Genomic DNA, 26305 nt, shown 5'->3' on the forward strand with positions numbered 1-26305 from the left:
TCAGCCTCTGTAGGGTTCGAGGACGAGATCGCGCGTGACGATGACGCGAACGGGAAAGCCCGGCCGAATGGTCAGCGTCGGCGCGACCTGCAATTGGCGCCGGACGATCTGCTGGCCGGCGTCGTTGATGGTATCCTGCGCACCGTCACGGATAGCGCGCACCAGGCGGTCCTCGTCGCTGACTGCCAGTTCCGTGCCGACTGCAAGCAGCGTGGACAGGCCGGCCGCCTTGGCGAGATCCCACCAGTGATAATCGACACCATCCTCGAGACCGGCATAGCCTTGCGTGTCGGCGCCCGGCTGGCGTTCCAGCACGATGGATCGGCCATTCGGGAAGATGAGCCGGTTCCAGACCAGCAGCGCCCGTCTTTGCCCGAACTGCACGTTGTTGTCGTACTGGCCGATAATCCGCGTTCCTTGGGGGATCAGAAGCAATCTTCCGGTGGGGCTGTCGTAGACATTTTCCGTTACCTGCGCCGTGATCTGGCCGGGTAGATCCGACCGAATGCCGGTGATGAGAGCGGCTGAGATTACCGCCCCGGCCTGGAGGATGAACGGCGAAGCCGGAGCCATGATCCGATCCGACGAAGTGGTCCGGCGATCAACGGGCGCATTCAAAAATGCAAGCTGCCGGTCCTGGGCGGTCTGCTGGCCGGGCTGTCCAGCGAGCCCGGCGAGATCGAAGCCGGGAACATTCGGCATGGTTGAGCCGCCGGGTGTCGTCGCTGTCGACCCAGGTTGGGTCTGAAAGAAAACGCGACTGGTGCGCGCCGCTTCTTCCTCGGCCCGGCGGCGCTGCTCCGCCTCATCGACGGTGGGCGTCGTTATCGTCGGTGGAACGACGGGCTGTCCCCTGTTCTGGGCGTCAAGGATCGGCCGCCCGAGATCGCCGGGCAGTGGCGGGCCGAGGACAGGTCCGGTGTAGTCGCGCGGCAGACCGGCAAGACCGTCTGCGGTCTGTCGGTTGTTGGTCGAATAGTGCTCCTCTCCGCCCTGGCCTCCATCGCGGGTCTGGAGAGCGTAGATCAGCGCGCCGCCGATCCCGACGAGGCCGACGGCTGTGAAGCTTGCCAGCACCTTTCGCGAAAGGCGGGTGACGCGCGGCCCCTCGGCGCGAAGGCGCATGGGAGCTGCATTGTTGATATTGTCCTCACTCATGATGCGGGTCTCCCGTCCGTCCGGACGATCCTGACGACCTGCTGTTTGTCGCCGCTGCCAAGGCGAAGCTCGGCCGCGCCGAACAGGCGATCAACGATCAGGATGTGTTGGTGAATACGGCTGTTGACGAGTTGCGCTTCGCCGTCCGGACCAATGACGAAGATCGGCGGCATTTCGCCCTGAACGATTCCGCGAGGGAACTCGACGTAAACCCTGCGGCCGTCGTCGTAGACGGAGACGGGTTTCCAGGGCGGATTCCCGCCGGTCAAACCGTAGCGGTAGTTGCGCGCCGCAACGGCCGGGATGACCGGCGTCGCCGGAATGCTCTGGCCTTGACCGGCGCGCGGCCGCGGATAGGACCAGGCGACGGATGGCATATAGGGTTTCGCGCCGGAACGCAGCTCGATCATGTAAACGCGCCGGTCAGTGGTCACGACGAGATTGGTCGTGATATCCGGCCTTGAAGGCTTTACGAGGATATGGACGCGGCGTGTCGTACCGCTGCCGCTCTCGGTGTCGCCGATAATCCAGCGGGCGGTATCGCCGGCCGCAATCGGGCCGGCCCCTGTCAGCGACTCTCCGGGTTCCAGCGCGATATCGGTGATCTGCCCGGGAGCTGCATAGACCTGATAGAGCGCTCCTTCGGACCAGGGGTAGATCTGGATCGCATTGAAGTACCCCTCCCGGCGCGGCTGCACGCGAGCGGCAGCGTTGGCGTTCTCGACGCGAGCGACTGGTGTGCTGGCCGCAGTGCCTCCCTTTGCCGGCGTCCAGGCCGGAGGAACGTGGATCGGACGGGGCCGATCATCTGTCACCGATACGGGAACGGCCGGCAAGGCCGGAACATTTCGATCGTAGCTGATTTCCGGCGGCTTCTGCGGCGTAGCGCAGCCTGCCAACGCCGAGGCGGAAAGCAGCAGAACCGGAAGTACGGATTTACGGAAAACCGGAATGGCGGGGTTACGGAAAGCCGATCTCATTGGCTCATCTCCCGCGACCAGTTGATGGCGTTGATGTAAATTCCGAGCGGATTGACCTTCAGCCGCTCGGCATCGCGCGGAGGCTGGATGACGATGGTCAGGATCGCGGTCCATCGCTCAGTCGCACCGAGCTGGCCATTCTCGAAATGCCGTTCCGTCCACGCCACGCGGAAGCTGTCGGGAGAAGCGCGGATGACGCTGGAAACCTCGACGGCGATCTGCTGCTTGCCGACCTTCGTGAAGGGATCGTTCGCACGGGCATAATCGTTGAGCGCCGCCGCGCCCCGGTCCGTGGTCCATTCATAGGCCCTGAGCCAGTTCTGCCGGACGATGATCGGATCGGCGGGAATGCTTCTGGTCTGCTCGATGAAACGTGCGAGATGCCAGGCCACCTGTGGATCGGTCGGACGATAGTCGGCCACGGCAGGCGCAACGGTCTGGGCCTGACCCAGGTTGTCTACCTGAACCACCCAGGGAACCACTGTCCCACGCGCGGACTGATAGACCAGTGCAGAGGCGAAGCCCGCCGACAGGATCAGCGAACCGAACGCCATGTAGCGCCAGTTCTTCGCCTGCACGCGCGCTGATCCAAGACGTTCGTCCCAGATCTGTGCGGCCTTCTGGTAAGGTGTTTCAGGCTCAGGTGTCTTGCCGTAATGCACGGCCGGTCGTTTGAAGAGATTCATGAGCGGTCACTTTCGGAGAGATTGACGGATGCGCCGGACCCATGGCTGTCGCCCGAGCGAACGGCATGGGCGGCAGCGCTGACGCCGTGGGCGACATGGCTGCCGCGCTTCATGCGCTGGGCCCATGCCGGCGGCTGATCGGGTGTTGTTGCGGGAGCGACGGAAGCGGGATCGGATTCGTCGGTGCCCGCGCCAGATGAGAAGGAGCCGCCGGTGGCGCTGACGCCTGCACGCGCGCCGTCGGAGAAGCTGGATTTCATGCTTTCCGAGGCACGGGACGCGGCACGGCGCAACGGGGAAACGGAGGCCGATCCGGCGGCGCGTGCTACGCCTCCGAGGCCGGACGCGACGCCAGACGCGCCCGACTGTCCCATAGAGCCCAATGTGTAGGCCGATGATGCCGCGCCGGCCGCCGCAGCTCCACCACGCGCGGCAGCGGCGCCGCCGGAAAGAAGAGCGGCTCCGCCCTTCGCGGCCAGTACCGCGCCGCCGCCAGCGGCGAGTGCCGCACCGCCGACAGCAAGGCCGGTGCCGACCGCAGCGCCTGCGCCAAGCTGCGGGCCGCCGCTGACAAGACCGGAGGCAATACCGGGACCGAAGATGCCAAGGCCGACGAGCGAGAGCGCCGCAAGGACGATGGCCATCGCGTCGTCGATGCTCGGGGTCTGACCGCCGAAGCCTTGCGTGAATTGACTGAACAGCGTCGAGCCGATGCCGACGATGACGGCGAGGACCAGGACCTTGATGCCGCTGGAAATCACATTGCCAAGCACGCGCTCGGCCATGAAGGCGGTCTTGCCGAAGAGGCCGAACGGGATCAGGACGAAACCGGCGAGCGTCGACAACTTGAACTCGATCAGCGTCACGAAGAGCTGGATCGCCAGAATGAAGAAGGCGAGGATGACCAGCGCCCAGGCAAACAAAAGGCAAACGATCTGAATCAGGTTCTCGAAAACCGCGATCCAGCCCATCAGGGGTGATATCGCGTCGAGCAAGGGACGCGCGGCATCGAGGCCGGTCTGTGCGACCTTGCCCGGACGGAGCAGATCCTGCGCAGTGAAGCCGGTGCCGGAGGCTTTCAGTCCGAGGCCGGCGAAGCTGTCGAAGACAATTTTGGCGAGGTTGTTCCAATTGGAAATCAGGTAGGCGAAGACCCCGACAAACAAGGTCTTCTTGACCAGACGGGCGATGATGTCGTCGTCGGCGCCCCAGCTCCAGAAGAGAGCGGCCAGCGTCACGTCGATGACGATCAGCGTGGTGGCGACAAACGCGACCTCGCCGCCGAGAAGACCAAACCCGCTGTCGATATAGCGGGTGAAGGTTCCGAGAAATGTGTCGATAACGCCCGAGCCGCCCATTGTTCACCGCCCTTCGCTGGAGGACGGCGCCGCCGGTGCAGACGACGGACGCAGGAAACGGTCGCGGGTTTCCGCCCAGACGCGCAGGCATTCCGCATCGCTAGCGGCCTGCTGGCCAAGTTGCTGGCACCGGCGCTGCCCCGCGCGTAGCGGATCGTGCGAGGGTTCGATAATGCGCGTGGAGAAATCCTCTTTCGGTTCCTCCTTTCGGGTCAGTTCGACGACCGCCGCCGTAATGGCGACGGCGACGAATGCGACAGCGCCCAGCCGGGCCAGCATCTTGCCGTCCATAAGCCCGCCCTCAATTGCCGTTGAACATCTGCGCGTTACCCGGCTGGTAGCCTGAGCCCGGCGTCAGGAAGCGGCGGCGCTGTTCTCGTCCCTGCTCCGCCGCAGCCGTGCGCTCGGCTTCGGTCAGCGCGCCGGCACGCCCGTTGGCCGCAAGCAACGCCACCAGATCGGAAAGCTGCTGCGACTGGAGTGCGAGGAGCTGGTTGCCGGCCTGCGTCGCCTGAAGCGCGCCCGTCGCGCCCTGGCTCTGGCTAATGAGTTCGCTCATCTGCGTGCGGTTGGTGTCGATGTTGCCGACGACACCCGCCTGGACGCGCATGGCGTCCTGAAGGCCGCCGACCGTGTTCTGCCAGCGCGAGCGCGCATCGGAGACGAGCTGCTGATCCGTGGCCGACATGGAGACGTTGCCGTACTGCTGCTGGAACGCCTGATCGATCCGCTGCACATCGAAGGCGATGTTCTGGGCCTGGGTCAGGAGTTGCTGCGTCCGCTGAACGTTCTGCTGGAGCGTCTGGAGCGAGGAGAACGGAAGGCTCGCAAGATTGCGCGCCTGATTGATCAGCATCGTCGCCTCGTTCTGAAGCGAGGTGATCTGGTGGTTGATCTGTTCGAGCGTGCGCGCAGCCGTCAGAACGTTCTGCGCGTAGTTGGAAGGATCATAGACGATCTTCCATGCAAAGGCGGGCCCGGTTACGACGGGGGAGACCGCGAGCGGCATGGCAAGCATGGTCACAGCGAGAAGAGCGGAGGAATTACGAAGTCGACGGATGCTCATGACTGAAGCTCCTTTTCGGGTTGGGGGATGAGCGTTGCGACGTTGGGAAGGAGATCGACGGCCCAGCCGACATCGCGGGCGTTGAGCCAGGCCGCGAGAAAGCCATCGCGGCCATGCTCGGCGACGATCTGGGCGATCAGCGTCTGGTCGGATTTCGAGGAAGCGGCGCAGAGCGCGAGGCCGACTTCGGACAGGCCCAGCTCGAACAGGCGATTGCCGCGCCGTGACTGGCAGTAGTAGTCCCGCTTGGGCGTCGCCCGCGCGAGGATCTCGATCTGACGATCATTGAGGCCGAAGCGGCGATAGATGGCTGTGATCTGTGGCTCGATCGCGCGTTCGTTCGGCAGGAGCAATCGGGTCGGGCAGCTTTCGATGATCGCCGGGGCAATGTCCGAATTGTCGATGTCCGAGAGCGACTGCGTGGCGAAAATGACCGAGGCGTTTTTCTTGCGAAGCGTCTTCAGCCATTCCCTGAGCTGGCTGGCGAAGCCTTCGTCGTCGAGCGCCAGCCAGCCTTCGTCGATGATGAGCAGCGTCGGCCGTCCGTCGAGCCTGTCGCCAATGCGATGAAAGAGATAGGCAAGCACGGCAGGCGCTGCGCCCGTTCCAACCAGCCCCTCGATCTCGAATGCCTGTACATCGGCCGAGCCCAGATGCTCGGCTTCGGCATCGAGCAGCCGGCCATAAGGACCGCCGACGCAGAAAGGGCGGAGTGCCTGTTTGAGGTCGTTGGACTGAAGAAGGACGCTGAGGCCGGTGATCGTGCGTTCGCCGACCGGCGCCGAGGCGAGCGAGGTCAACGCCGTCCAGATGTGCTCCTTTGCCTCCGGAGTGATTTTGATGCCTTCGCGCATCAGTATCGCGACAATCCAATCAGCGGCCCAGGCGCGTTCGTAGGTGTCGTGGATGCGGGCGAGCGGCTGGAGCGAGACGGAAAACTCGTCCCCCTCTGTCAGGCCGCCGCCAAGATCGTGCCAGTCACCGCCCATGGCGAGCGCTGCGGCGCGGATCGAGCCGCCGAAGTCGAAGGCGAAGACCTGTGAGCGGAGATACCGCCGGAACTGCAAGGCCATGAGCGCGAGAAGCACGGATTTGCCCGCCCCGGTCGGGCCAACGACGAGCGTGTGGCCGACATCCCCCACATGCAAAGACAACCGAAACGGGGTCGAACCTTCGGTTCTGCCGTAAAGCAGCGGGGGCGCATCGAAGTGTTCGTCCCGTTCCGGCCCCGCCCACACGGCAGAGAGGGGGATCATGTGGGCGAGATTGAGCGTCGAGATCGGCGGCTGGCGCACGTTTGCATAAACGTGCCCGGGCAGACTGCCGAGCCAGGCATCGACGGCGTTCACCGTCTCGATCATGGCCGTGAAGTCGCGGCCCTGGATGACCTTCTCGACCAGCCGCAATTTCTCGTCGGCAATGCGGGGATCGGCGTCCCAGACCGTGATCGTGGCGGTAACATAGGCCATGCCGGCCACATCGGCGCCAAGTTCCTGCAAGGCCATGTCGGCGTCGGCGGCCTTGTTCGCGGCGTCGGTGTCGATCAGCACCGATTGCTCGTTCGTCATCACCTCCTTGAGGATCGCGGCAATCGACTTCCGCTTGGCGAACCACTGCCGCCTGATCTTGGTGAGTAGCTTGGTCGCGTCGGTCTTATCGAGGAAGATCGCGCGCGTCGACCAGCGGTACGGGAAGGCCAGCCGGTTCAGATCGTCGAGCAGGCCCGGCGTTGTCGCGGTGGGGAAGCCGACAATGGTCAGCACACGCAGATTCTGATCGCCCAGGCGCGGCTCCAGACCGCCGGTGAGCGGCTGGTCGGTGAGCAATGCGTCGAGATAGACCGGCGTTTCGGGCACGCGGACGCGGTGGCGCTTCGTCGACACGCAGGAATGCAGATAGGTCAGCGTCTCGCTGTCATCGAGCCAACCGCAGGACGGCATGAAGCCGTCGAGCAGCGCCAGCACGCGATCGGTGCGGTCGGTGAAGGCGCGCAGGATCTCGTGCGGGTCGATGCCCGAGCGCTCACGGCCTTCGTAAAGCCAGGACTCGGTGCGCGCGGCTTCCTCGGCCGGCGGAAGAAACAGGAATGTGAGAAAATAGCTCGATACGAAATGTGCGCCGGCTTCTTCGAAATCGGCCTTACGCTCGGCGTCAACCAGACCTGAAGCCGGATCGGGAAAGATGCTATCCGGATAGGTGGCGGCCTCGTGCCGCTGTGCTTCGACAAAGATGCTCCAGCCCAGGCCGAGGCGGCGGAAAGCGTTGTTGATGCGGCTTGCAACTGCAACCAGCTCGGCCGCGACAGCGGAATCGAGATCAGGACCGCGAAAGCGGGCCGTGCGCTGGAACGAGCCATCCTTGTTCAGCACGATACCGGGCGCGACCAGGGCGGCCCAGGGCAGATAGTCGGCAAGGCGAGCGGCGGAGCGCCGATATTCCGCGAGATTCATCATGACCGCGCTCCTCACACCGCGAGGAAAGCCGGAATGCGCAGATGCCTGCGTCCGACCTCGACAAAGAGCGGATCGCGACGGGCCGCCCAGACGGCCACGAAATGACCGATCGCCCAGATAAGGAGGCCGACGAGCCACAAGCGCAGGCCGAGGCCCACGGCCCCGGCCAGCGTGCCGTTCATGATCGCGATGGAGCGCGGCGCACCGCCCAGCAGGATGTGCTCGGTCAAGGCGCGATGGACTGGCACCGAAAAGCCCGGCACCGCGTCGAGTTGTTCGAGGACGGCCGCCATCAGACTAGCACCCCGCCGCCGAAGCTGAAGAAGCTGAGGAAGAACGAGCTGGCCGCGAAGGCGATCGACAGACCGAATACGATCTGGATCAGGCGGCGGAAGCCGCCGCTGGTGTCGCCGAAGGCGAGCGCCAGGCCGGTGGCGATGATGATGATCACCGCCACGATCTTGGCGACCGGCCCCTCGATCGACTGGAGGATCTGCTGAAGCGGCTGCTCCCACGGCATGGAGGAGCCGGAGGCATGGGCCGGCGGCGTAGCGGCCAGCATCATGATGGTGAAGAGCGCGGTCGAACTGGCGAGACGCCTGTAGCTGCCGCGCATGATCGAGCCGGCGGGCAGCTCTGGACCGATGGGCACGGTCGACAGGACGGGCGGATTGGTCACATTCGGAACGACGGGCGAATTCATTCAGCTTCTCCATTCGAGGTGGTTGCGGGGATGATGCGGTAGTCGCCGGTGGCGGGATCGATGCCGTCGACGCGCGCGAGCTCGGCCAGCCGGCGCGACGAGCCGCGGCCGGAGAGGACGGCGACGAGATCGATAGTCTCGGCGATCAGCGCGCGCGGGACGGTGACGACGGCTTCCTGGATGAGTTGTTCGAGGCGACGCAGCGCGCCGATGCCGGAGCCGGCGTGGATCGTGCCGATGCCGCCGGGATGGCCGGTGCCCCAGGCTTTGAGCAGGTCGAGGGCTTCTGAGCCGCGGACCTCGCCAATGGGAATGCGATCGGGCCGCAGGCGCAGCGAGGAGCGGACGAGATCGGAAAGCGTGGCAACGCCATCCTTGGTCCGCATCGCGACAAGGTTCGGCGCAGCGCATTGCAGCTCGCGGGTATCCTCGATGAGGACGACGCGATCTGCTGTCTTCGCCACCTCGGCGAGCAGCGCGTTGGTCAGCGTTGTCTTGCCGGTAGAAGTGCCGCCGGCGACGAGTATGTTGGCGCGGGACTGGACCGCTGCGCGCAGCTTCACTGCCTGATCGGCCGTCATGATGCCGGCGGCCACATAATCGTCGAGCGTGAAGACCGCGACAGCCGGCTTGCGAATAGCGAAGGCGGGTGACGCTACGACTGGCGGAAGCAGGCCCTCAAAACGCTCACCTGTTTCCGGCAACTCGGCCGAGACGCGCGGCGAGCGGGCGTGGACCTCCGCACCGACATGGTGCGCGACCAGACGCACGATGCGCTCGCCATCGGCGGCCGTCATCGTCTCGCCGGTGTCGGCCAGCCCTTCGGAAAGCCGATCCACCCAGATGCGCCCATCGGGGTTCAGCATCACCTCGACCACGGCCGGGTCTTCCAGAAACCGCGCGATTGCCGCTCCGAGCGCGGTGCGCAGCATGCGCGCTCCGCGCTGGATCGCTTCCTGCCTGTGGTGGGTGGATGCCATGTCGTCCCCGTTTCTCGTGGGGACGCAACAGATGATCCCCGGATCGGGGATTATTAAAAGAGCCCGGAATCAGGCCGATTCAACAAGTTTCGGTCGTAGTAGTAGTGTAGCGTGCAAATACAGGAGAACGGCGGCGAGGGCCTCATATTGACGGATTACTTGCTGCGATTGTTCGCCGATTGCGCGTGAAAATCCGGTCGGCGATTCGGCGATCCTTACAAAGGCGACGAGGGGGGTGGAAACCAGTAAGGCTTCTTGTGGGAAGGGGAGTGGCGAAAGCTTCCATCGGCGAGAGTCGTTCCCCCGAGAGGCGATGGAGTCCGGTATCGGCCCTATCGAGCGTCTTCTTGGCAGTCGCGGCTATTTCGACTTCGCCGCGCCATAACGCAGGCCATCCAGCAGCAGCATGAGCATTCGTTCGGTGTGCGCCGGCCCATCCTCCCCTGAAGCCACGGCGAGGTTTCCGATCGCGCGCAGCAGATCGTAGGGCGCAATGTCAGCTCGGACTTCTCCCGCAGCGGCAGCAGCATTCAGCAGCATCGACAGAGCCGGTTCAAATCGGCTTCGGAAATAGTCCGGCAAGGTGGCGAATGCCGGATCGCCGGAATGGAGCGCCGCGGCCAACCCCTGTTTGGTAGCGAGGAAGCGCGTGTAGCGCTTCAACCAAGCTGCCAGAGCATCGGCTGGCCCATGCTCAGCGGCAAGCATCGCCGCCGCACCGGCGCAGGCATCAACCTCCCGGCGAAACACCGCAGCCACCAGATCGGCACGCGTCGGGAAACGGCGGTAGAGCGTACCCAGCCCAACGCCCGCCTGCGTCGCAATCTCCCGGATGGGCGCATCCACCCCCGAACGGGCGAACACGATCTTGGCCGCTTCCAAAACGGCTTCCTCGTTTCTGCGAGCATCAGCACGCATTCGCGGTGCGGGTGCTTCGGCATCGCCAGGAGCCGGTGACGCGGCTTCGCCTGCATTCCGGAGTTCGGTCGACAACATTTTTGCGATCCCTCTTGATAAACGGATCAATGATCCGTATTTATAGTATAGCGGATCATTGATCCGGTTTCCAGTTCGGAGGTTCGCAGTCTCATGTCCAGCCCGTTCGCAGAAACCCGCGCGCGCACTGCCGGATTACCCGCCGTTGTTTCCATCTCTCCCATTACCTTACTGTCACCGGGACGAGGCGTTGATCTGCACGTTCGGGTTTCCTTACCGATCTCAGGCTACACGCTGCCCGTCATCATCTTCTCGCACGGCAATGGCCAGTCGTTTCACGCCTATGGCCCCCTTGCTGATTATTGGGCAGCGCATGGTTTCGCCGTAATCCAGCCGACACATCTGGATTCGCGGATGCTCGGCCTTGCCGCGAACGATCCTCGCCGCCCCCAATTCTGGCGCTTTCGTGAGCAAGACCTAGCCACCGTCCTCGACGGGCTTGATCGCATAGAGAACGAAGCATCGCTGATCCGGGGGCGGCTCGACCACTCTCGTATCGCGGTTGCCGGCCATTCATGGGGCGCCCAGACCGCCAGTACCTTGCTTGGCACCACCCATCCCGATCCCGACGACGGATCGGTGGTCAATAGGAAGGACAACCGCGTGAAAGCGGGCGTGCTGCTGGCGCCGCCAGGTAGAGGCAATGGCCTGACAGAATATGCGGCCCATACCTACCCATTCATGTATCCAGATTTCTCGACCATGACGGCGCCGACCTTGGTCATCGTCGGCGACCGCGATGTCGGCAGACTTTCGACACATGGCGCCGAGTGGTGGCGTGATGCCTACGATTTGAGCCCCTCACCCAAGGTATTATTTACGGCCTTTGGCGGCGAGCATGCTCTTGGCGGCATCCCCGGCTACGAGGCACGCGAGACGACGGACGAACGGCCGCAGCGGGTCGCCGCGATCCAGCGTCTTTCCACCGCCTTCCTCCGCAGCGCGCTCTATCCCGGCGATCCCGCATTTTCCGAAACGGTCGCGACACTGGCAGCCGATGCCGCGGCGGAAGGCAGCGTCGAGACGAAGTAATCGGACACGCCTGTTCCCACTCCCTCGTAACCCGCGTCTATCCCCATCCGCAGCCGCGCTACGCCATCACCACAAACAGGAGTTTTGCATGAACACGATTCTCATCACCGGCACCTCGTCCGGCTTCGGGCTTGAGACTGCCCGCTATTTCCTTGATCGCGACTGGACCGTCATTGCCACAATGCGCACGCCTCGTGACGATGTGCTGCCAGCATCCGAACGTCTGCGCGTCGTTGCACTCGATGTGACCGACGCTGCCAGCATCACCAGTGCTCTGGATAAAGCAGGGCCGATCGACGCCCTCGTCAACAACGCCGGTGCCGGTCTGATGGGTGCGCTGGAAGGCGTGTCGATCGACGCAACGCGCCAGCTTTTCGAGCTGAACACGTTCGGCACCATGGCGATGACGCAAGCCGCACTGCCCGGCTTCCGGGTGCAAGGGTCGGGCGTGATCGTCAACGTGTCGTCCGCCGTGACGCTCAAGCCGTTGCCGCTGCTGTCCGCCTACACGGCCAGCAAGGCAGCCGTAGAGGTATTCAGCGAAAACCTCGCTTTGGAAGTGGAGCCCTTCGGTGTGCGTGTGCGGCTGGTCGTCCCCGGCCGGGCGCCGGAAACGCCCTTTAGCGCGACCGCCCGTGCCCGCTCGCAGAACGGCATACCCGAAGCCTATGCTGCGTGGGCCAGACAGGTGTTCTCCGCAGCGCCGCAGCTCGTCGAAACCACCACCGCAAGTGACGTGGCGGAAGCGGTCTGGCAGGCCGTGACCGATGCGTCTTCTCCGTTTCGCATCCCGGCCGGCGCGGACGCCGTAACGCTTGCCGAGCAGGTCGCGTAATAGCCGACCTCGGCCCCTTCACCGGTCGGATCGTTCGCCGCAACGTGGCCGCTCCGATCGGAAGATTCGAATGAGGCGGTGCCTTCCGAGCTGCGAGCGTACTACTTGAACGACACCGCTTGCCCGACACCTGTTCCCGAATGCTTTTTGGAGAACCGGCCGATGCGCATGGTGTTGAGACTTTCGGAAACGCTGCGAAACAACCGGTTTGAAGCCGCCATTGCACCTGCCTCGCATCGAGAAGCCCCTCGCCCAGATATGGCTCAAACCTCATTTTTGCGGTATGCGATTCCGATCCGGTTTTAGGAGAACGCACGAAGAGATCATTCACGCGCGTCGGGACCAGCCACATCTTCGGAAATCTCCTGACGAAGCTTCGGCCCCTGAGCCAGACGCCGACCGAGGGCGGTGATGAACGCTTCATACCGCTCGCTGGATTTGGCCCGCGCCGCCTGCGCCGCCGGCTCCGGTAATGCGGGCGTCGTGGTGATCCAGAAGCGGATGAACACCGCCAGTGTCTCGACAGCGATGCCGACATCGCGTTCGAGGCGGGTCATGCGACGATCAAGCTGGTCGAGGCGTTTTGAAATGATCGCCTCTCGCCGTTCGGCATCGTCCGGCGAGAGAAATGACGCGATCGCGGCTTCGGCGATCATGGATTGTGACTGATCCCGGCGCGCGGCGAAATCCGCCAGGGTCTTCTCGACGTCGGGGTCCACATAGATCGTGGTTTTTTTCTTCTTTCGGCGAGTGGTCATGGCGCCTACAGCTCCATGCCGTCATTCGGATCGAGCGAGACCTGCCGTGCGACGCCCTGCATCTGGCGGATCATGCGCTGGTTGCGCACGGCATCCTCGTCGATGTCGTCAGGCGGCTCGCTCTCGAACTCGTTCTCGATCGGCGCTTTCTTTTCTACCGGCTTTACCCGGTGGAGCTCGTGCTGCAGCCGCCGTTCGGATTCGGTCGGGTCCTCGTCGTCGGATCGGCCTGCCGGTTGCGCATTGAGCGCTTCCGGTCGTGCCGGGATCGGCAGGCTGGTCCAGTCGTCCGGACGAATCTGTTCCGGGCGCTTCAAGGAGGGCGGCGACAGCAGGCGTTCGCGGAAACGGGCATCCTCATAGTAGCGAGCCTTTTTCGCCCGGATCGGCGGAATGCCGGCGACCATGACGATCTCGTCGGTCGGCGGGAGCTGCATGATCTCGCCCGGCGTGAGCAACTGGCGTGCGGTTTCCGAGCGCGACACCATCAGGTGGCCGAGCCAGGGCGACAGACGGTGCCCGGCATAGTTCTTCATGGCCTTCATCTCGGTGGCGGTCCCGAGGGCGTCAGAGACGCGCTTGGCCGTCCGCTCGTCGTTCGTCGCGAAGCTCACGCGAACATGGCAATTGTCGAGGATCGAATTGTTCGGCCCATAGGCTTTCTCGATCTGGTTCAGCGATTGCGCGATCAGGAAGCTCTTCAACCCATACCCCGCCATGAAGGCCAGCGCGGTCTCGAAAAAGTCGAGGCGGCCGAGCGCCGGAAACTCGTCGAGCATAAGGAGGAGACGATGGCGCCCGGTCTTCGCCTGGAGCTCTTCGGTCAGGCGCCGGCCGATCTGATTGAGCAGCAGGCGGATCAGCGGCTTGGTCCGGTTGATGTCGCTGGGTGGCACGACGAGGTAGAGCGTCGTCGGATGCTCGCCGCCGACGATGTCGCTGATCCGCCAGTCGCAGCGCCGCGTGACCTCGGCAACGACAGGATCGCGGTACAATCCGAGAAACGACATAGCGGTTGATAGAACGCCGGAGCGCTCATTGTCGGATTTGTTGAGGAGCTCGCGCGCCGCGCTGGCGACGACGGGATGTGGGCCGGCCTCGCCCAGATGCGCGGTCTTCATCATGGCGCGCAGCGTCGACTCCACCGGGCGCTTCGGATCGGAGAGGAAGTTGGCGACGCCGGCGAGCGTCTTTTCCGGCTCGGCGTAGAGGACATGCAGGATCGCGCCGACGAGAAGTGAGTGGCTGGTTTTTTCCCAGTGATTCCTTTTGTCCAAAGACCCTTCGGGATCGACCAGAATGTCGGCGATGTTCTGGACGTCGCGGACTTCCCATTCGCCGCGGCGGACCTCGATCAGCGGATTGTAGGCCGAGGATTTCGGATTGGTGGGGTCGAACAACAGCACGCGGCCATGGTGTGATCGGAAGCCGGAAGTGAGCTGCCAGTTCTCGCCCTTGATATCATGCACGATGGCCGAGCCCGGCCAGGTCAGAAGCGAAGGTACGACCAACCCGACACCCTTGCCCGAGCGTGTCGGTGCGAAGCACAGCACATGCTCCGGTCCGTCATGGCGCAGATACTCATGTTCGTATCGACCGAGCACCACGCCGTCGGGGTCGAGCAGCCCGGCGGCCTTGACTTCGGCCTTTTCTGCCCAGCGGGCGGAACCATAGGTCGCAACGTTCTTCGCCTCGCGTGCGCGCCAGACAGACATGCCGATGGCGACCGCAATGGCGATGAAGCCGCCCGAGGCGGCGATCATTCCGCCCGTCGCGAAGATGCCCGGCGCATAGGCGTCGTAGAAATACCACCACCACATGATGGCGGCCGGAAAGTAGATCGGCACGCCGAGCAGCGTGAACCACGGCTCGCCGAGCTGCGCCTGGTAGCCGAGGCTCCACGCAACATACTGCGTCGCGCCCCAGATGGTAACGAGCACGATCAGGAAGACGATCGTGATCTGTCCCCAGAGGATCTTGGTGCCGGACATGGCGAGGTTCCTTTCTGACGGGTGTTAGAGGCCGAGCCCCCGCTTGCGGCCGAAGTCCCAGTCGACGCCGCCATCGTCGCGCGCGACGCCGGAGACGTGACGGCCGATCTGCTTTTCGAGAGAGGGAGACCAGGGGACGAGCTGGAAGCCGAGGCCGTCGTCGATCATGGCGAAGCGGCCAGAGGCGAGCGTGAAGCGCTGGCGATAGGAGCCGGCGACATATTCGCCGCCGTCGGCATGGTTGAATGGCAGGCCGGTCTCGGTGGCGAGCTTTTCGCCCAGCGCACTGACCTCGCGATCGCGTAGCGTGTTGAGCAGACGCCGCGCGAAGACGACGCGCCCGCCCTGCCGTTCGGCGAGACCTTCGCCGATCAGGTGCTCGGCGCGTTGCTCGAGGGCCCGCTGCACCTCGGCGCCGAAGCCACCCTCCGACAGCGCGATGGGCTCGCGGGCAACCGCCTGCCGATCGAGCCAGGTCGCACCCGCTGCGTTGACCTGAGAGTGGATATCCAGATCGGAGCGGACAGCGAGCGCGACGCGGCGCTGACCTTGCGCGTCCTCGTAGGCGCGCAGCTCGACAATCGATCCGGGTGGGCTATCGCCAGCGGCATCGAGATGCGGCAGCTTGATATGATGGGTGCGGCCGTCTACGCCGTCGACCACGGCATAGGCGGTGCCCTTCAGTTCGTCATCCAGACCGCGTTCGAGCAGGCGACCGACAACGGGCACGTCGAGGCTTTCACCGGCCAGCACATAACTCACCGAGCCGCGCTCGATGCCGCGTTCGGTGAGAGCGCGGTGCATGCGCTTGATGATGTCGCCACGCTCGCCGAGCTCGCGCAGGACGCTCTCCGCCTCGGGCCTGATGAACCATTGCGAATGGCCGACCTGTCCCGCGACACCGAGAATTTCCAGCGTCCGCAGCCGGCCGACCTTCAGAGCGTGGAATTCGTCCGGCTGTCGGTCGGCGTGTGGCGCGAGGTCGATGATGCCGGACTTGCCGGCGTCGCGGACAAGCTGGCGGTCGAGCTGCGTCCAGCGTTCGGTCTCGATCTGGCTTTCGAGAGTGCGGCGGATATCGAGATCGGTGCGCGGTCCCAACTCCTGTGTGATGAGCTCACGCGCCCGGTCCCGCATGCCCTCCTTGATGTAGTCGCGCGAGATCACGAGGTCCTGGCCATCGTCCCGCACGCCGCGCACGATCAGGTGGACATGCGGATGCTCGGTGTTCCAGTGATCGACGGCCACCCAGTCGAGCTTCGTGCCGAGATCCTTTTCCATCTGGCCGACGAGGTCGCGGGTGAAGGATCTGAGGTCCGCCATGTCGGGTGCGTCGTCGGGCGAGACGATGAAGCGGAAATGATGCCGGTCATCACCACAGCGCTCTGCGAAGGCGCGGGCGTCGGCATTCTCCGTTCCCGGCCCGAACAGCCGCGCCTTCTCCCCGTCACGGGTCACGCCGTCGCGGCGCAGATAGTCGAGATGCGTTCCGAGCGGCGCGGATCGAGGGGTGTGGCGGACCACACGCGCCTTGACGACGGCGCCGCGGGTGCGCGACGTGATGAGGCGATTGGCCTGGATGCTGGCGCGCTGGCCACGCCCGAAGCGTGAGCGATTGCCGGAGGTGACGCGGCCGGAGCGCGAGACGCCGCCGCCTGCTTTCTTCGCTGCGGCGAGCGCCTGCGCAACGAAAGGCCGGGCCTGCTGCGCGCGGGTCGATCGGATGCGGCCTGGACGGATGCGGAACTCGTGGTCATCGGACATGACGCGACTCCGCACGGTGCAAAAAGGACCAGAAAATCAGGAAGATGGGCGCGGAGCGCACGGTGCGCGAAGGCGCTGCACGGTGCGGAACGTGCCAAAAACATGAACAAAAACAACCGCCCGACCGAAGCGCACCGTGCGCCCTTTTATCCTGCCATCGTCCGGTTGCTGCGCCTGCCTCCGCCCCCGGCGTTCTCCACGACACGCCAGAGCCCGATCGGATGCGAAATGCCGCCGGGCCGCTCATGGCCGGTCCCCAACGGCATTCCGGGCGACGAACAGCCCTTTCGGCTGTGCGGCGACAAGCATCTGCGGCATCGCCGGGACGGGTGAAAGGGCGTCGTCCGGCGAGCGATGCAAAGTCTGGGAATTGGCGGCCGAAGCGCCGTCATCGCGCCCGACGAAGATCGCCGCCTCGCGCCAATCGAGCGGCCGGGCGACCGTCGAACCGCTCTTCGAAGGGCGCTCGCCGCGCAGCGCGGGCGCGAGCGAAGCGACATAAGCCCGCGTCTCGGCGGGCAGCGCTCGGCCCTTCGAACGATGCTCATCGTAGCGCGCTGGACCGGCATTGTAGGCCGCGAGCATGGCGGCGATGTCGCCATAGCGATCCCACATCTCGCGCAGATACGCAGTACCCGCGAGGATGTTGTCGCGCGGGTCGTAAGGATTGCGGCCGAGGCCGTGGCGGATGCGAAGCTCGGCCCAGGTATCCGGCATGACCTGCATCAGACCCATCGCGCCGGCCGAGGAGACAGCCCGCACGTCGCCCGCGCTCTCGGCGCGCATGACGGCGACGATCCATGCTGGCGGAATGCCGAAGCGGCGTGATGCTCCAGCGATATGCGCCGCGTGCGGATGCGCGGTCACGGCGCTCGCCGGAGATGAGGTTTGCGCCAGAACCGTCGGCGTTGCGGCTGCGGTGAAGATCAGGCCGGAAAGGAGAAGGAGCGCTGAGCGCCGGACGGCGGAAGTGCGTCCGGCGCGAGCGCGATGTCGGACCGCCGCCATTCAGTCCTCCTGCCGCTTTTTGGGAGGCTGGACGGTGGTCAGCACCCAGGCAGAACCGTCGTCACCGACGCGGAAGAGATTTGCGCGAAACGTGCCGCCGAGTAGCGGGCTGTAGATCGTGATCGAGACGAACTCGCCGGCCCGTTCGCCGACATGTATCCAGCCCGCGCCGATATCGAGGCCGTCTTCGTCACCGAGCAGGACGCGATATTTCGGGGCGTTCTCGGTGTCCGAAGGTTCGGCGGGAACGAGCGTCATTTCCTCCCTGATACCGAGCGTCCGGAACTCGCCTTCAAAGCCGGTTTCCCTGCGCGTGAAGTGTCCAATCTGGGCCATGGTCTTGATCTCCTGTCGTGCGGTGGGGTGGCGAAGGGCGCGCGCTCACCGCGTCGGCGTGCGCCAGACGAAGCGGCCGTCGCCGTCCTCGTCGGTGAAAAGCGGGGTGGCCCGGCCGATGACCGCCGCAGCGGGAAACGGGCCGAAGTAGCGGCCGTCGAGGCTGTCGGCGGCTTCGAGGTTCATGAGGAAAAGTTCGCCGCCGCCGATCACGCGGCAGCCCCGCCAGACCGGCAGGTCGCGGCCACGGCTGTCGCGGTCGCGAGCCTCGCCGAGCGGAACGTCGTCGACCGTGATGGCGCGACCGTCGCGGCACACGCGCTGTCCCGGCAGGCCGACGACGTGCTTGAGGATCGGCACGTCACGGCCGACATAGCCGCGTTCGACCATGAAGGAGGCGAACGGTTCGGGCGGCATGACGGCGACGAGATCCGGCACCTCGATCCGCCCGGTCTGCGATACCGTGTAGAAGCCGACCGGCGCGCTCGCCGTCGCGTTCCAGATGAGTTTCAGCGGCATCGGCATGGCGCTGGCCGCGGCGATGCCGAGCACGGCGACGGATGTCGCCGCGAGGTAGCCGAGCCGCGTCATCGTCCGAACTCCCGCCGCCGGAGCCAGGCTTGGTGGCGCTCGGCCGTGTACGGGCGCGGCGTCTCGCCGGCATTCATCCAGTGCGCGACGTGCCGCCAGTGATCGGGATCGGCGTCGGCGGGATCGATGCCGAGGGCCTCGATGCCGTCGACATGGCGAAGCACGTCCTCGACCTTGGGCCAGCTTTCGACCTTCAGCAGGATTTCGCCGCCAGGACGCACGAAGGGCAGCGTCTGGAACGGCTCTCCGCGGTCGACCGCGCGGACGATGTCCAGGCGCGAGATGATCGTTCCGTACTCGTTCGCCGCCCAGCGAACGAGGCAGAAGACCGTGCCGGGCGCGAAGCCGACCACCCTGTGCCGGCGGTCGAGTTTCTGCTCGTAGCTCTCGCGGCCGAATCTGATCCAGTTCTCGATGCGCTTCTCGATCCAGGTGAGTTCGACGAGCGTGGTGAACGCGGCTGGACCGTCCGGCAACGGACGGCCGCCGATGCGGAGCGCCGCATTACCGGTCATGGTGTGTCTCCTTGGGTGTCGGGGAATTCGCGCTCGAACAGCTCGCGCAGCATGTCGGCGACGGTGACGCCGCGGCCGAAGGCGGCGATCTTGATCCGGCCGCGCAGCTCAGGCGTGATGTCGATGGTGAGTCGGGCCGTGAAGGTCACGGCAGCGCCACTGCGTGGCGAAGGCGTGTCCGCACCCTTGATCCAGCTATCCGGATCGGCCGGACGTTGCGCGAACCCACGCTTTTCGGTGCGCGCCGTCATGACGGGTCTCCGTCATGGAACGGCAGCACGGTGGCGATGCGGTCGCGGGCGCGGTCGGCCATCGTGGGGTCGATCTCGCAGCCGATATAGCGTCGGCCAGAGAGCCGGCAGGCTTCGCCGGCGGAGCCCGAACCGGCAAACCAGTCGCCGACAAGACCGCCTTCCGGGCAGCTTGTCCGGATCAGGATTTCGAGGAGCGCCGACGGCTTTTCAGTCGGGTGGATCGCGCGGCCGTGGCAGTTGCGCAGGTAGATGACCGAGCGCATGAGGCGCGGCCCGCCGTCGTGGCTGACATAGTGGCCGGCGTCGATCTGGCCGGTATGGGGCGGACGCTGCTTGCGTCGCACGGTCCGGGCTGTCGCGTCGGACGTGGTCTGGACGTCGTTGTAGATGTCGCGCCAGGGCGTCTCGGCCGGATAGAACTGGACGGCCAGTTCATGCACGCGCTTGAAGCGGTCCGCATGGAAGCCGGTGCCGTTCTGCTTCTCCCAGACGATCTCCTGGGCGAGCCGCAGGCCGGCGTCGGCGAAGCGGTCGGCGGTTGCCATGAAGCTACGCAGCGAACCAAAGACCCACATCGAGCCGGTCGGGGCAAGCGCGCCGCGCGCGAGCGACAGCCAGCCCTCGACGCGGCGATCCCAGGCGAGCGATGTGTCCCCGTAAGGGGGATCGGCGAGGATCATGTCGAACGGGCCGCGCGCCGGCATGCGATCGCGGCAGTCTCCGGACAATATGATTTCGGGGGGAACCGTCATGGCGCGGTCCTCCCGATGCCGAGACGCTCGACCTCGGCCGCCAGTGCCGCGATCTCGCGCGCGGCGGGCGAACGCCGGTCGATGTCTGACGCAAGCCTCCCGGTCTGCGCGGCGTCGGCGAAGACGACGCGCTGGCCGATCGTTGTGGCGAGCACTGGCGGATCGTGGTCAGCCAGGGTCTCGGCCGTCTCGCGAGCGATGACGGTGCGGGCGCCGCAGCGGTTCAGCACGAATCGGGCGGTGAGCTGGGGCCGGTAGATGCGCGCCTCCGCCAGGAGCGCCAGCATCTCGGCGGAGGCCCAGCCGTCGAGCGGAGACGGCTGCACCGGGATCAGCACGAGGTCGGCGGCGAGCAGCGCGGAGCGCATGAGGCCGGCGACACGCGGCGGGCCATCGATGACAACGTGATCGACGTCTCGCGCGAGTTCCGGTGCCTCGCGATGCAGCGTATCGCGTGCCAGGCCGACGACGCCAAAGGCGCGTGGCAGGTTCTCGCGCGAGCGTTGCTGCGACCAGTCGAGCGCCGAGCCCTGCGGGTCGGCGTCGATCAGGGTCACGCGCTTGCCGCGCATCGCCAGTTCGCCGGCGAGATGCAGCGCGAGCGTCGTCTTGCCGACGCCGCCTTTCTGGTTGAGAAGCGCGACGATCATCGGCGTCCTCCCGGTGGATCGAGAGGAAGACGTGGCGTATCGGGATCAGTGGATGGAGAGGCCCCACCGCGGCGGCTTGCAGCCGTCTGTGGCGGCTCGGCCGGCGCGCTTGGCGCGCTCTTCCTGGCGGTAACGCTGAGGCTTCTGGCGGCGTCGCGGATGAGGTTTTCCACATCGCGCGCGCGCTCTTTAAGGTTAGAGTCTTTGTTAGACTCTAAGTTAAGGGCGCGATTTCGTGTGGAATTTCCGTGTGTTAAACCCTGTTTGGGTTCCTGATAGCACGAGGCTCGGGTTCCCGATAGCACGATAGTGCGGGTTCCCGATAGCACGAGGCCGTCCACAGCTTGTCCACAGGCGGGCAGCGGCTCGAAAGCGAGCAGCGCGCGGCCGCCGATTTCGGTTTCGAGGAACAGGGTGTAGCCGGGCAGCGGCTGGCGTCGGATGATGTCGCGCAGCTCGAAGGCGAAGCGCTTGAACGGCGACAGGCTGCCTGATTTCTGGTGAAGGTGCTGGAAGTCGAAGCGCCAGCCGGCGCGCTGGCGGCCACCGTGCTTGCGCACCAGGCGGTAAAGCCAGCGGTCGAGGCCGCCCGTTAGGTCGAAATAGGTCCGGTCGATGGTGAGCACGAGCGCATCGTCGAGGACAGCCTGGTAGAACCAGTCCGGCACGATCAGCTCGATGCCCACGGGGCGGCCGTTGCGGTCGGTGCGCTCCTGCCACTCGTTGATCCACGAGAAGCGATGACGGCGGCCTTCGGCAGGCTGGCGGATCGAGGTGGAAACCGTCGTCGACTGCAGACGGTCGAGCGCGGCTTTCAGGCGCTGATAGTCGCGTGAGCTCGTGCCCCGGCCGACATAGGTGAGGATTTCGTAGGGCGTGGCGGCCATCAGCCGCGAGGTGCGAAGCCCGGTATCCCGGGCTTCTACGATCTGGCTCGCCGCCCAGATCAGGATGTCGGCGTCCCAGATGGTCGCCATGCCGTGATCGGGAACCGCCTCGACCCGGATCGTCACGTTGCCGGCGACGAAATCGATCGGAGCAACGCGATGGGTCTTGGAAAGGGAGAAGAAGGGATAAGCCATGAGATCCTGCGCGTCTCGTGGCGCGAAGTCGCCGGGAAGCGCTCGGAACAGATCGAGCTGCCCGCGCTCCGAAAGGGATCGACGCCGCACCGCCATGAAGGAAGCCGGCCGCGGTCAGCGTGCGTAGCGGCCGACCTGCGGCCCGGAGGGAATGACGTGGCGCTTCGCCGGCAGCACGGCGCCGCGCGGATCAGATGTCGACGTCACCGCGCCGCGAGCCGCCCAGGTCTCGAGATCGTCGATAGCATAGACGACGCGGCCGCCGAGCTTGCGATAGGCCGGGCCTGTTCCGTAGGTCCGGTGCTTTTCGAGAGTACGGGCCGAGAGGCTGAGAAACTCGGCCGCTTCCTTGGTGCGGAGGAAACGCGGCGGGAGAACGACGGGTTCGTGTGGCATGGATCGGGTCTCCGTGGTGGTGGGGATGGCCGTCGCGGGTCAGCGGCGGGCAACGACCACGGTGGCGGAGGAGAGCCGGCGAGTTGCAGGGCAAAGTTGGGGGGTATCGAATTCGCCCACCATCGGAGGGCGAGACCGCGCTAGGATTGGCGGCGATGACGAAGGAGTTTCCGATAGCCGCCGGCGATCATCGCGCGGGCATCGCGCAGGAGCGCCTTGATGGCGTGGCGTGTGGATGATGCCTGCCAGTCGTCACGGTCGAGATGGTCGATGTGAAAAATGATCTCGGCGATTTCCTGCTGCGTCGCACCGGCACGATAGCCGTCGAAGGCGCGCAGCATCCGGCGCTGGCGGGCGCGCTGCTGGCGCGTCAGACGCGTGTCCGGGGGAATGGCGCGGCCATGCAAGGCTGAGAGGAATCGATAGACGGCTTCGATTCGGTCGAAGCCCTCGAGCCCAAGCGGAATGACGGCGACAGCGGACTCCGGCATTCCAACCGTATCGTCGGCGATCTGGAGATACTGACCATTGCCGAGGCCCAGTCGGAGATCTGCTCCTCCTTCGTGGCGGATGGCTTCTGGTGGCAAAGAATGGTCGCGCTCGTCATCTTCGCTAGGACTGAGGCTCGATGGGGCCGCGGTCAACACAACGACCCCTGTATCTTGCTGAGGAAGCCAGAAGACCGGAGCGTCAGGAGGCGGCGTCAGGGGGTCGACGGGGAAATCGCAATCCCCACCGCCGGATTTTCTCGCTCAGCGTGTCGGAACCAGCGCTGTGAGTGGAAAAAGCCTCAAAGTCCGCGTCGTAGGCATCGTTGCGGCGCAGCCATTCCCACGCAAGATCGGATGCCGTCAGTGTATCCAGACGGTCGTATTCTGCCGAGGAGCGCCATGTTGAAGCGTCAGGGGTCATCGTAATCCTCCCAAGTTTATTCCTGACGAATTCTGGGAGGTTTACGATCCTCGGTTGCGTTGATCTTACAAAGTCGTTGGCCCGGCAACGGGCGATGCCACCACGGCATCACGGTGATTTTGGCCGTTGAGCTTCCTTGACGAGTTCGCGGTAGCCTCGTTCGGTCATCCAATGCGCACGGGCGAGATGGGTATCGTGGATGTTTCGGCAACGGCGCGGTTCGTGGGCCGGATCGAGACCGAAGAGCACTTGAACCGCCTCACGCCAGCAGGCGCCATCTCGCTCGGCATCGAGTAGCCGCATGTAGAGCTTCATATGTTCGCGGTCGTAAGACGTAAGCGTTTCGCTCGGCGGAGGTTCGTCCAGAAACGTGTAAGTTGCTTGTCCCATCAAGCTACCAAATTCTTGCGAGCCATATTCGTTAACTTTTTCTCACACGGAAAGCCTCATTTTATGACAAGATCGAACAATCGCACGATCAACCCGATCTTCGCCCCGAATCGATCCCGTCTTGCAGGATGAGGACGCCTTCCCCCTTATCCGTCGAAAGCAGAACAATCCCCGCTGCCTCGAGGGCGCGTCGAACCTGATCACGCGTTGTCTCGTGCGTCCCCAATCCGCTCTCGGATTCGAGGCGCTTAAGCGCGGTCAATGCGACCCGGGCCTTGTCAGCGAGCGTCTCCTGCGTCCAACCCAGTAACGCGCGTGCGGCCCGTGATTGTCGGGCGGTGATCATGCATGATCACCTCCCATTCGGACCTACGCGCACGCCAGAATTACGACTATTTTAGTCGTTTGTGTTCGACATTGCGACCGAAATTTACCGACAGCACAGACTTCAAGGAAAATTCTCGGCAACTGATTCGGTCGCTACCAAAGCCGGAGGCCTTACCGGGAGAGGGAAAGGGGCTTGGGGAAAGGGAGGAGGGAACCGTCCCCTTTCCCCATGGGAGGATGTTTGAAGGAGGGGCTTTGCCCTTCCTTCATGGGGAGAGATTGAGAGGGGGGCTTGCCCCTCTTTCATAAGCCAGGGCAGCCGGTCGAACCGGCTGCCCTCGCTCCCGGCACAGAGATAAAGGCGAGAGGCGGCCTTAGCCGCCTCTCGCCTGGACCTTAATCGGTGTCGGGACCCCAGAGCGGGTTGCTCGCGGGATCCTCGATGTCTCCGTCGTCGGGCGCCAACTCGCGGACCACCGCCCTGATCTCATAGTCGCCGATCTTGGTGCGGCCCTGCGCGACGAGGATGCTAACCGCAGTCTCGTTCGCCTCGATCGCCCGGATCGCATCCTCCATGTCGTCATACGGCCCGAGGTTCTCGATGGCGATAACGTCTCCGTCCTCGTCGTAGCCGCCGTGAAGGTACATGGGCGCGTCCTTCAATCGTTCGAGAGCCCGCTCCGCCTCGTGGATAAGGCGAAAGCCCTCCGTTCGCTGCGTCCAATATTCCGCGCTGCCGCCATCGATGGTGATGATCTTGCGATGTGTCATGGAAAATCTCCTTTTCGTCTCTGACGAAAGGTGTCCACGCTGTAGCCCAGAGGGGTCAGGGACCGCTTTAGCGGCCGCCGTGCGGCAAGCGGAGGAACCGATTTTCTGGTTCGGCCCATCGGGTCGGAGCTGAAAATTGGAGGGGCCGCGCTGTCCTAGACGCCGGATGGGCTGGCGTACACTGGGAAGTCAGAGAGAGAGGAGCAGTCACGGCGTCGACCAGACGCCGTGTCCGAATAGGAATGGGGATCGTTTGGAAGGGGGTGTGACACCCCCTTCCATGGGAGGATGTTTGAAGGAGGGGCTTCGCCCTTCCTTCATGGGGAGAGATTGAGAGGGGCGGCTTGCCCCCCTTTCATAGGGCATCCGGCCGGTCGATCCGGTCGGAGATCCTGCGCTACGTCCCCCGGCAAACACTGCGGTCGAAAAAGGAATGGGAAGGTGGCCGCAACCACCTTCCCGGATACCATCACCAAGGGATTGGCGTATCGGGATCAAACGGCGTCATCGGCCGCGCTGCAGGTCGGCCGGGATCGGGCCGATAGTAGATGACGACGGCCGGGATGTTCAGCCCGGTTTCTTCGGCGAGCTGTTCGAGGATCGGTCGCAGGCCGCACAGTTCGTTGTCCGTGAGGTCGCGCACCCAGTGGTGCGCTCCGAACAGCTCATAGTCACACTCGTCGGCGATGCGATAAGTGCCCGCATCGTCGGCGTGACGCCATCCGCCGACATTGTACGGATGGTGATTGTGGAGCCAGAAGTGCTCGACCCGGATGCGCAGATCGCGCAGGTCGTAGGCTGCATCGTCGGCCTTGTCGGGATCCCGCTCGGCAAGCAATTCTTTCCATAGGGCGATAACCCGGTCGAGGTCCTCGCGGAACTCGTCGAGATGGGCGATCAGAATATCGTGCGCCTCGCGCGCGAGATCCGTATCGCATCCGAACCGGTTGGCGCGGACTATGAGCTTGAAGCCGGACAGCTTCACCATCAGCATGAGGGCTTGGTCCCAAGTCATGGAGTTCTCCTTTCGTCTCTCTGACGGAAGGAGGCCGCACCGCAGCATCGAGGGGTCAGGGAGCGCAAAGCGCCCGGCGGAGCCGGCGAGCGGTCCCCGCGATGTCCTTGACGCCGGAGAGGCGGTGCTACGATCGGACGGCAGAGAGAAGAGTATCCACGGCTCCGTCCAGGGGCCGTGTCCGTATCCGGCGGCCAGCCGGCTCTGCGCCGCTGAAGCCGTAATCGGAGGCGGCCGAAGCCGCCTCCGATCGAAGCGTCAATAGTCGTCGCCCGGCAACCGGTCCTCCAAGCCGATTTGCCAGCGCTTGTCGGTCCGGCGAGAAGGCAGGAATTGCTCGTCGCCGAAGAAATGCGCGATGACGATCGTGTCCGGCTCGTGGAACACGCCGAACTCCACCTTGTTTTCGATCGCCCAAAGCAGGGCGGTCGACAGGAACTCCTTGGAGATCGTGGCGGGCAGATGGATTTCGCCATCGAAGGGTTCGCGCGGTTCTTGATGGTCGTCGCCAGTCGCATCGACGTTGTTGTTTTCAATCGCAGTCAT

The 26305-nt window shown here is 64.7% G+C and carries 32 protein-coding genes; 2 read left to right on the forward strand and 30 right to left on the reverse strand.

The features are described 5' to 3' along the window. The 11 genes from U1R88_RS17720 to U1R88_RS17770 all read right to left on the reverse strand — a co-directional run bounded on the left by U1R88_RS17720 (window position 1) and on the right by U1R88_RS17770 (window position 10380). Entirely contained in the window at window positions 1-1158 is a 1158-nt protein-coding gene (locus tag U1R88_RS17720) for a TraB/TrbI/VirB10 family type IV secretion system protein (protein ID WP_322432432.1), read from the reverse strand. Then, on the reverse strand, window positions 1155-2138 hold the full coding sequence (trbG, locus tag U1R88_RS17725; protein WP_322432433.1) for a P-type conjugative transfer protein TrbG: 984 nt from the start codon (window positions 2136-2138) through the stop codon (window positions 1155-1157). The genes U1R88_RS17720 and trbG overlap by 4 nt, the downstream gene beginning before the upstream one ends. Next, window positions 2135-2824 (reverse strand): conjugal transfer protein TrbF, encoded by a 690-nt coding sequence (trbF, locus tag U1R88_RS17730; RefSeq protein ID WP_322432434.1) that lies wholly within the window; start codon window positions 2822-2824, stop codon window positions 2135-2137. The genes trbG and trbF overlap by 4 nt, the downstream gene beginning before the upstream one ends. After that, window positions 2821-4182 carry a P-type conjugative transfer protein TrbL gene (gene trbL / locus U1R88_RS17735; RefSeq protein ID WP_322432435.1) on the reverse strand — a complete coding sequence of 454 codons (1362 nt, stop codon included), beginning with the start codon at window positions 4180-4182 and terminating at the stop codon, window positions 2821-2823. The genes trbF and trbL overlap by 4 nt, the downstream gene beginning before the upstream one ends. 3 nt (window positions 4183-4185) lie before the next feature. Then, window positions 4186-4473: a putative entry exclusion protein TrbK-alt gene (gene trbK-alt / locus U1R88_RS17740; RefSeq protein WP_322432436.1), complete on the reverse strand. Its 288-nt coding sequence runs from the start codon at window positions 4471-4473 to the stop codon at window positions 4186-4188. A gap of 10 nt (window positions 4474-4483) precedes the next feature. Next, a complete protein-coding gene (trbJ, locus tag U1R88_RS17745; RefSeq protein WP_322432437.1) occupies window positions 4484-5248 on the reverse strand; it encodes a P-type conjugative transfer protein TrbJ in 765 nt (254 codons plus the stop codon). Then, window positions 5245-7701: a conjugal transfer protein TrbE gene (trbE, locus tag U1R88_RS17750; RefSeq protein ID WP_322432438.1), complete on the reverse strand. Its 2457-nt coding sequence runs from the start codon at window positions 7699-7701 to the stop codon at window positions 5245-5247. The genes trbJ and trbE overlap by 4 nt, the downstream gene beginning before the upstream one ends. An 11-nt stretch (window positions 7702-7712) precedes the next feature. Continuing rightward, window positions 7713-7994: a VirB3 family type IV secretion system protein gene (locus U1R88_RS17755; RefSeq protein WP_322432439.1), complete on the reverse strand. Its 282-nt coding sequence runs from the start codon at window positions 7992-7994 to the stop codon at window positions 7713-7715. Further along, complete coding sequence (locus tag U1R88_RS17760) at window positions 7994-8317, reverse strand: TrbC/VirB2 family type IV secretion system protein (RefSeq protein WP_133036454.1); 324 nt, start codon at window positions 8315-8317, stop codon at window positions 7994-7996. Before U1R88_RS17760 ends, U1R88_RS17755 begins: the two co-directional genes overlap by 1 nt. A gap of 83 nt (window positions 8318-8400) precedes the next feature. Next, window positions 8401-9384: a P-type conjugative transfer ATPase TrbB gene (gene trbB, locus U1R88_RS17765; protein ID WP_142860115.1), complete on the reverse strand. Its 984-nt coding sequence runs from the start codon at window positions 9382-9384 to the stop codon at window positions 8401-8403. Between the two features lie 360 nt (window positions 9385-9744). Beyond that, a complete protein-coding gene (locus U1R88_RS17770) occupies window positions 9745-10380 on the reverse strand; it encodes a TetR/AcrR family transcriptional regulator (protein ID WP_142860117.1) in 636 nt (211 codons plus the stop codon). A 93-nt stretch (window positions 10381-10473) separates the two neighbouring features. On the opposite strand from U1R88_RS17770, the gene U1R88_RS17775 reads away from it, so the two are divergent. Together U1R88_RS17775 and U1R88_RS17780 are read left to right on the forward strand one after the other, a co-directional pair. After that, complete coding sequence (locus U1R88_RS17775) at window positions 10474-11412, forward strand: alpha/beta hydrolase family protein (RefSeq protein ID WP_142860118.1); 939 nt, start codon at window positions 10474-10476, stop codon at window positions 11410-11412. Window positions 11413-11500: 88 nt separating this feature from the next. Then, window positions 11501-12247 carry an SDR family oxidoreductase gene (locus U1R88_RS17780; protein WP_151606245.1) on the forward strand — a complete coding sequence of 249 codons (747 nt, stop codon included), beginning with the start codon at window positions 11501-11503 and terminating at the stop codon, window positions 12245-12247. 323 nt (window positions 12248-12570) lie between these two features. Here U1R88_RS17780 and U1R88_RS17785 read toward each other — a convergent pair whose 3' ends face one another. From U1R88_RS17785 to U1R88_RS17875, 19 genes are all read right to left on the reverse strand, one after another. Then, complete coding sequence (locus U1R88_RS17785; RefSeq protein WP_322432440.1) at window positions 12571-13005, reverse strand: CopG family transcriptional regulator; 435 nt, start codon at window positions 13003-13005, stop codon at window positions 12571-12573. A gap of 5 nt (window positions 13006-13010) precedes the next feature. Beyond that, a complete protein-coding gene (locus U1R88_RS17790) occupies window positions 13011-14996 on the reverse strand; it encodes a conjugal transfer protein TraG (protein WP_322432441.1) in 1986 nt (661 codons plus the stop codon). Between the two features lie 24 nt (window positions 14997-15020). Then, complete coding sequence (locus tag U1R88_RS17795; RefSeq protein ID WP_322432442.1) at window positions 15021-16760, reverse strand: relaxase/mobilization nuclease domain-containing protein; 1740 nt, start codon at window positions 16758-16760, stop codon at window positions 15021-15023. A gap of 243 nt (window positions 16761-17003) precedes the next feature. Further along, entirely contained in the window at window positions 17004-17768 is a 765-nt protein-coding gene (locus U1R88_RS17800; protein WP_322432443.1) for a lytic transglycosylase domain-containing protein, read from the reverse strand. Then, window positions 17769-18104, reverse strand: coding sequence for a DUF736 domain-containing protein (locus tag U1R88_RS17805; RefSeq protein ID WP_322432444.1), 336 nt, complete (start codon window positions 18102-18104; stop codon window positions 17769-17771). A gap of 45 nt (window positions 18105-18149) precedes the next feature. Then, window positions 18150-18695, reverse strand: a complete 546-nt coding sequence (locus U1R88_RS17810) for a S26 family signal peptidase (protein WP_322432445.1) — start codon at window positions 18693-18695, stop codon at window positions 18150-18152. After that, a complete protein-coding gene (locus U1R88_RS17815) occupies window positions 18692-19210 on the reverse strand; it encodes a DUF2840 domain-containing protein (protein ID WP_322432446.1) in 519 nt (172 codons plus the stop codon). Before U1R88_RS17815 ends, U1R88_RS17810 begins: the two co-directional genes overlap by 4 nt. Further along, on the reverse strand, window positions 19207-19461 hold the full coding sequence (locus tag U1R88_RS17820; RefSeq protein ID WP_322432447.1) for a hypothetical protein: 255 nt from the start codon (window positions 19459-19461) through the stop codon (window positions 19207-19209). Before U1R88_RS17820 ends, U1R88_RS17815 begins: the two co-directional genes overlap by 4 nt. Continuing rightward, window positions 19458-20216, reverse strand: coding sequence for a DNA-methyltransferase (locus tag U1R88_RS17825; protein ID WP_322432448.1), 759 nt, complete (start codon window positions 20214-20216; stop codon window positions 19458-19460). The genes U1R88_RS17820 and U1R88_RS17825 overlap by 4 nt, the downstream gene beginning before the upstream one ends. Next, entirely contained in the window at window positions 20213-20866 is a 654-nt protein-coding gene (gene parA, locus U1R88_RS17830; protein WP_322432449.1) for a ParA family partition ATPase, read from the reverse strand. The genes U1R88_RS17825 and parA overlap by 4 nt, the downstream gene beginning before the upstream one ends. Continuing rightward, window positions 20863-22044: a replication initiator protein A gene (locus tag U1R88_RS17835; protein WP_322432450.1), complete on the reverse strand. Its 1182-nt coding sequence runs from the start codon at window positions 22042-22044 to the stop codon at window positions 20863-20865. Before U1R88_RS17835 ends, parA begins: the two co-directional genes overlap by 4 nt. Before the next feature lie 18 nt (window positions 22045-22062). After that, on the reverse strand, window positions 22063-22344 hold the full coding sequence (locus U1R88_RS17840; protein ID WP_322432451.1) for a helix-turn-helix transcriptional regulator: 282 nt from the start codon (window positions 22342-22344) through the stop codon (window positions 22063-22065). A gap of 140 nt (window positions 22345-22484) precedes the next feature. After that, the gene (locus U1R88_RS17845; RefSeq protein WP_322432452.1) at window positions 22485-22991 is read right to left on the reverse strand and encodes a DUF2285 domain-containing protein; all 507 of its coding nucleotides are present in this window, start codon (window positions 22989-22991) and stop codon (window positions 22485-22487) included. A gap of 43 nt (window positions 22992-23034) precedes the next feature. Beyond that, window positions 23035-23256: a transcriptional regulator domain-containing protein gene (locus tag U1R88_RS17850; RefSeq protein WP_322432453.1), complete on the reverse strand. Its 222-nt coding sequence runs from the start codon at window positions 23254-23256 to the stop codon at window positions 23035-23037. Between the two features lie 108 nt (window positions 23257-23364). Continuing rightward, entirely contained in the window at window positions 23365-23646 is a 282-nt protein-coding gene (locus U1R88_RS17855; protein ID WP_322432600.1) for a DNA -binding domain-containing protein, read from the reverse strand. An 88-nt stretch (window positions 23647-23734) separates the two neighbouring features. After that, the gene (locus U1R88_RS17860) at window positions 23735-23992 is read right to left on the reverse strand and encodes a helix-turn-helix domain-containing protein (protein ID WP_322432454.1); all 258 of its coding nucleotides are present in this window, start codon (window positions 23990-23992) and stop codon (window positions 23735-23737) included. Between the two features lie 377 nt (window positions 23993-24369). Beyond that, on the reverse strand, window positions 24370-24744 hold the full coding sequence (locus tag U1R88_RS17865; RefSeq protein ID WP_322432455.1) for a hypothetical protein: 375 nt from the start codon (window positions 24742-24744) through the stop codon (window positions 24370-24372). Window positions 24745-25213: 469 nt separating this feature from the next. Continuing rightward, window positions 25214-25738: a hypothetical protein gene (locus U1R88_RS17870; protein WP_322432456.1), complete on the reverse strand. Its 525-nt coding sequence runs from the start codon at window positions 25736-25738 to the stop codon at window positions 25214-25216. Window positions 25739-26017: 279 nt separating this feature from the next. Beyond that, window positions 26018-26305 (reverse strand): hypothetical protein, encoded by a 288-nt coding sequence (locus U1R88_RS17875; RefSeq protein WP_322432457.1) that lies wholly within the window; start codon window positions 26303-26305, stop codon window positions 26018-26020.

The sequence above is a fragment of the Labrys sedimenti genome (assembly GCF_034424805.1).
GTDB lineage: Bacteria > Pseudomonadota > Alphaproteobacteria > Rhizobiales > Labraceae > Labrys > Labrys sedimenti.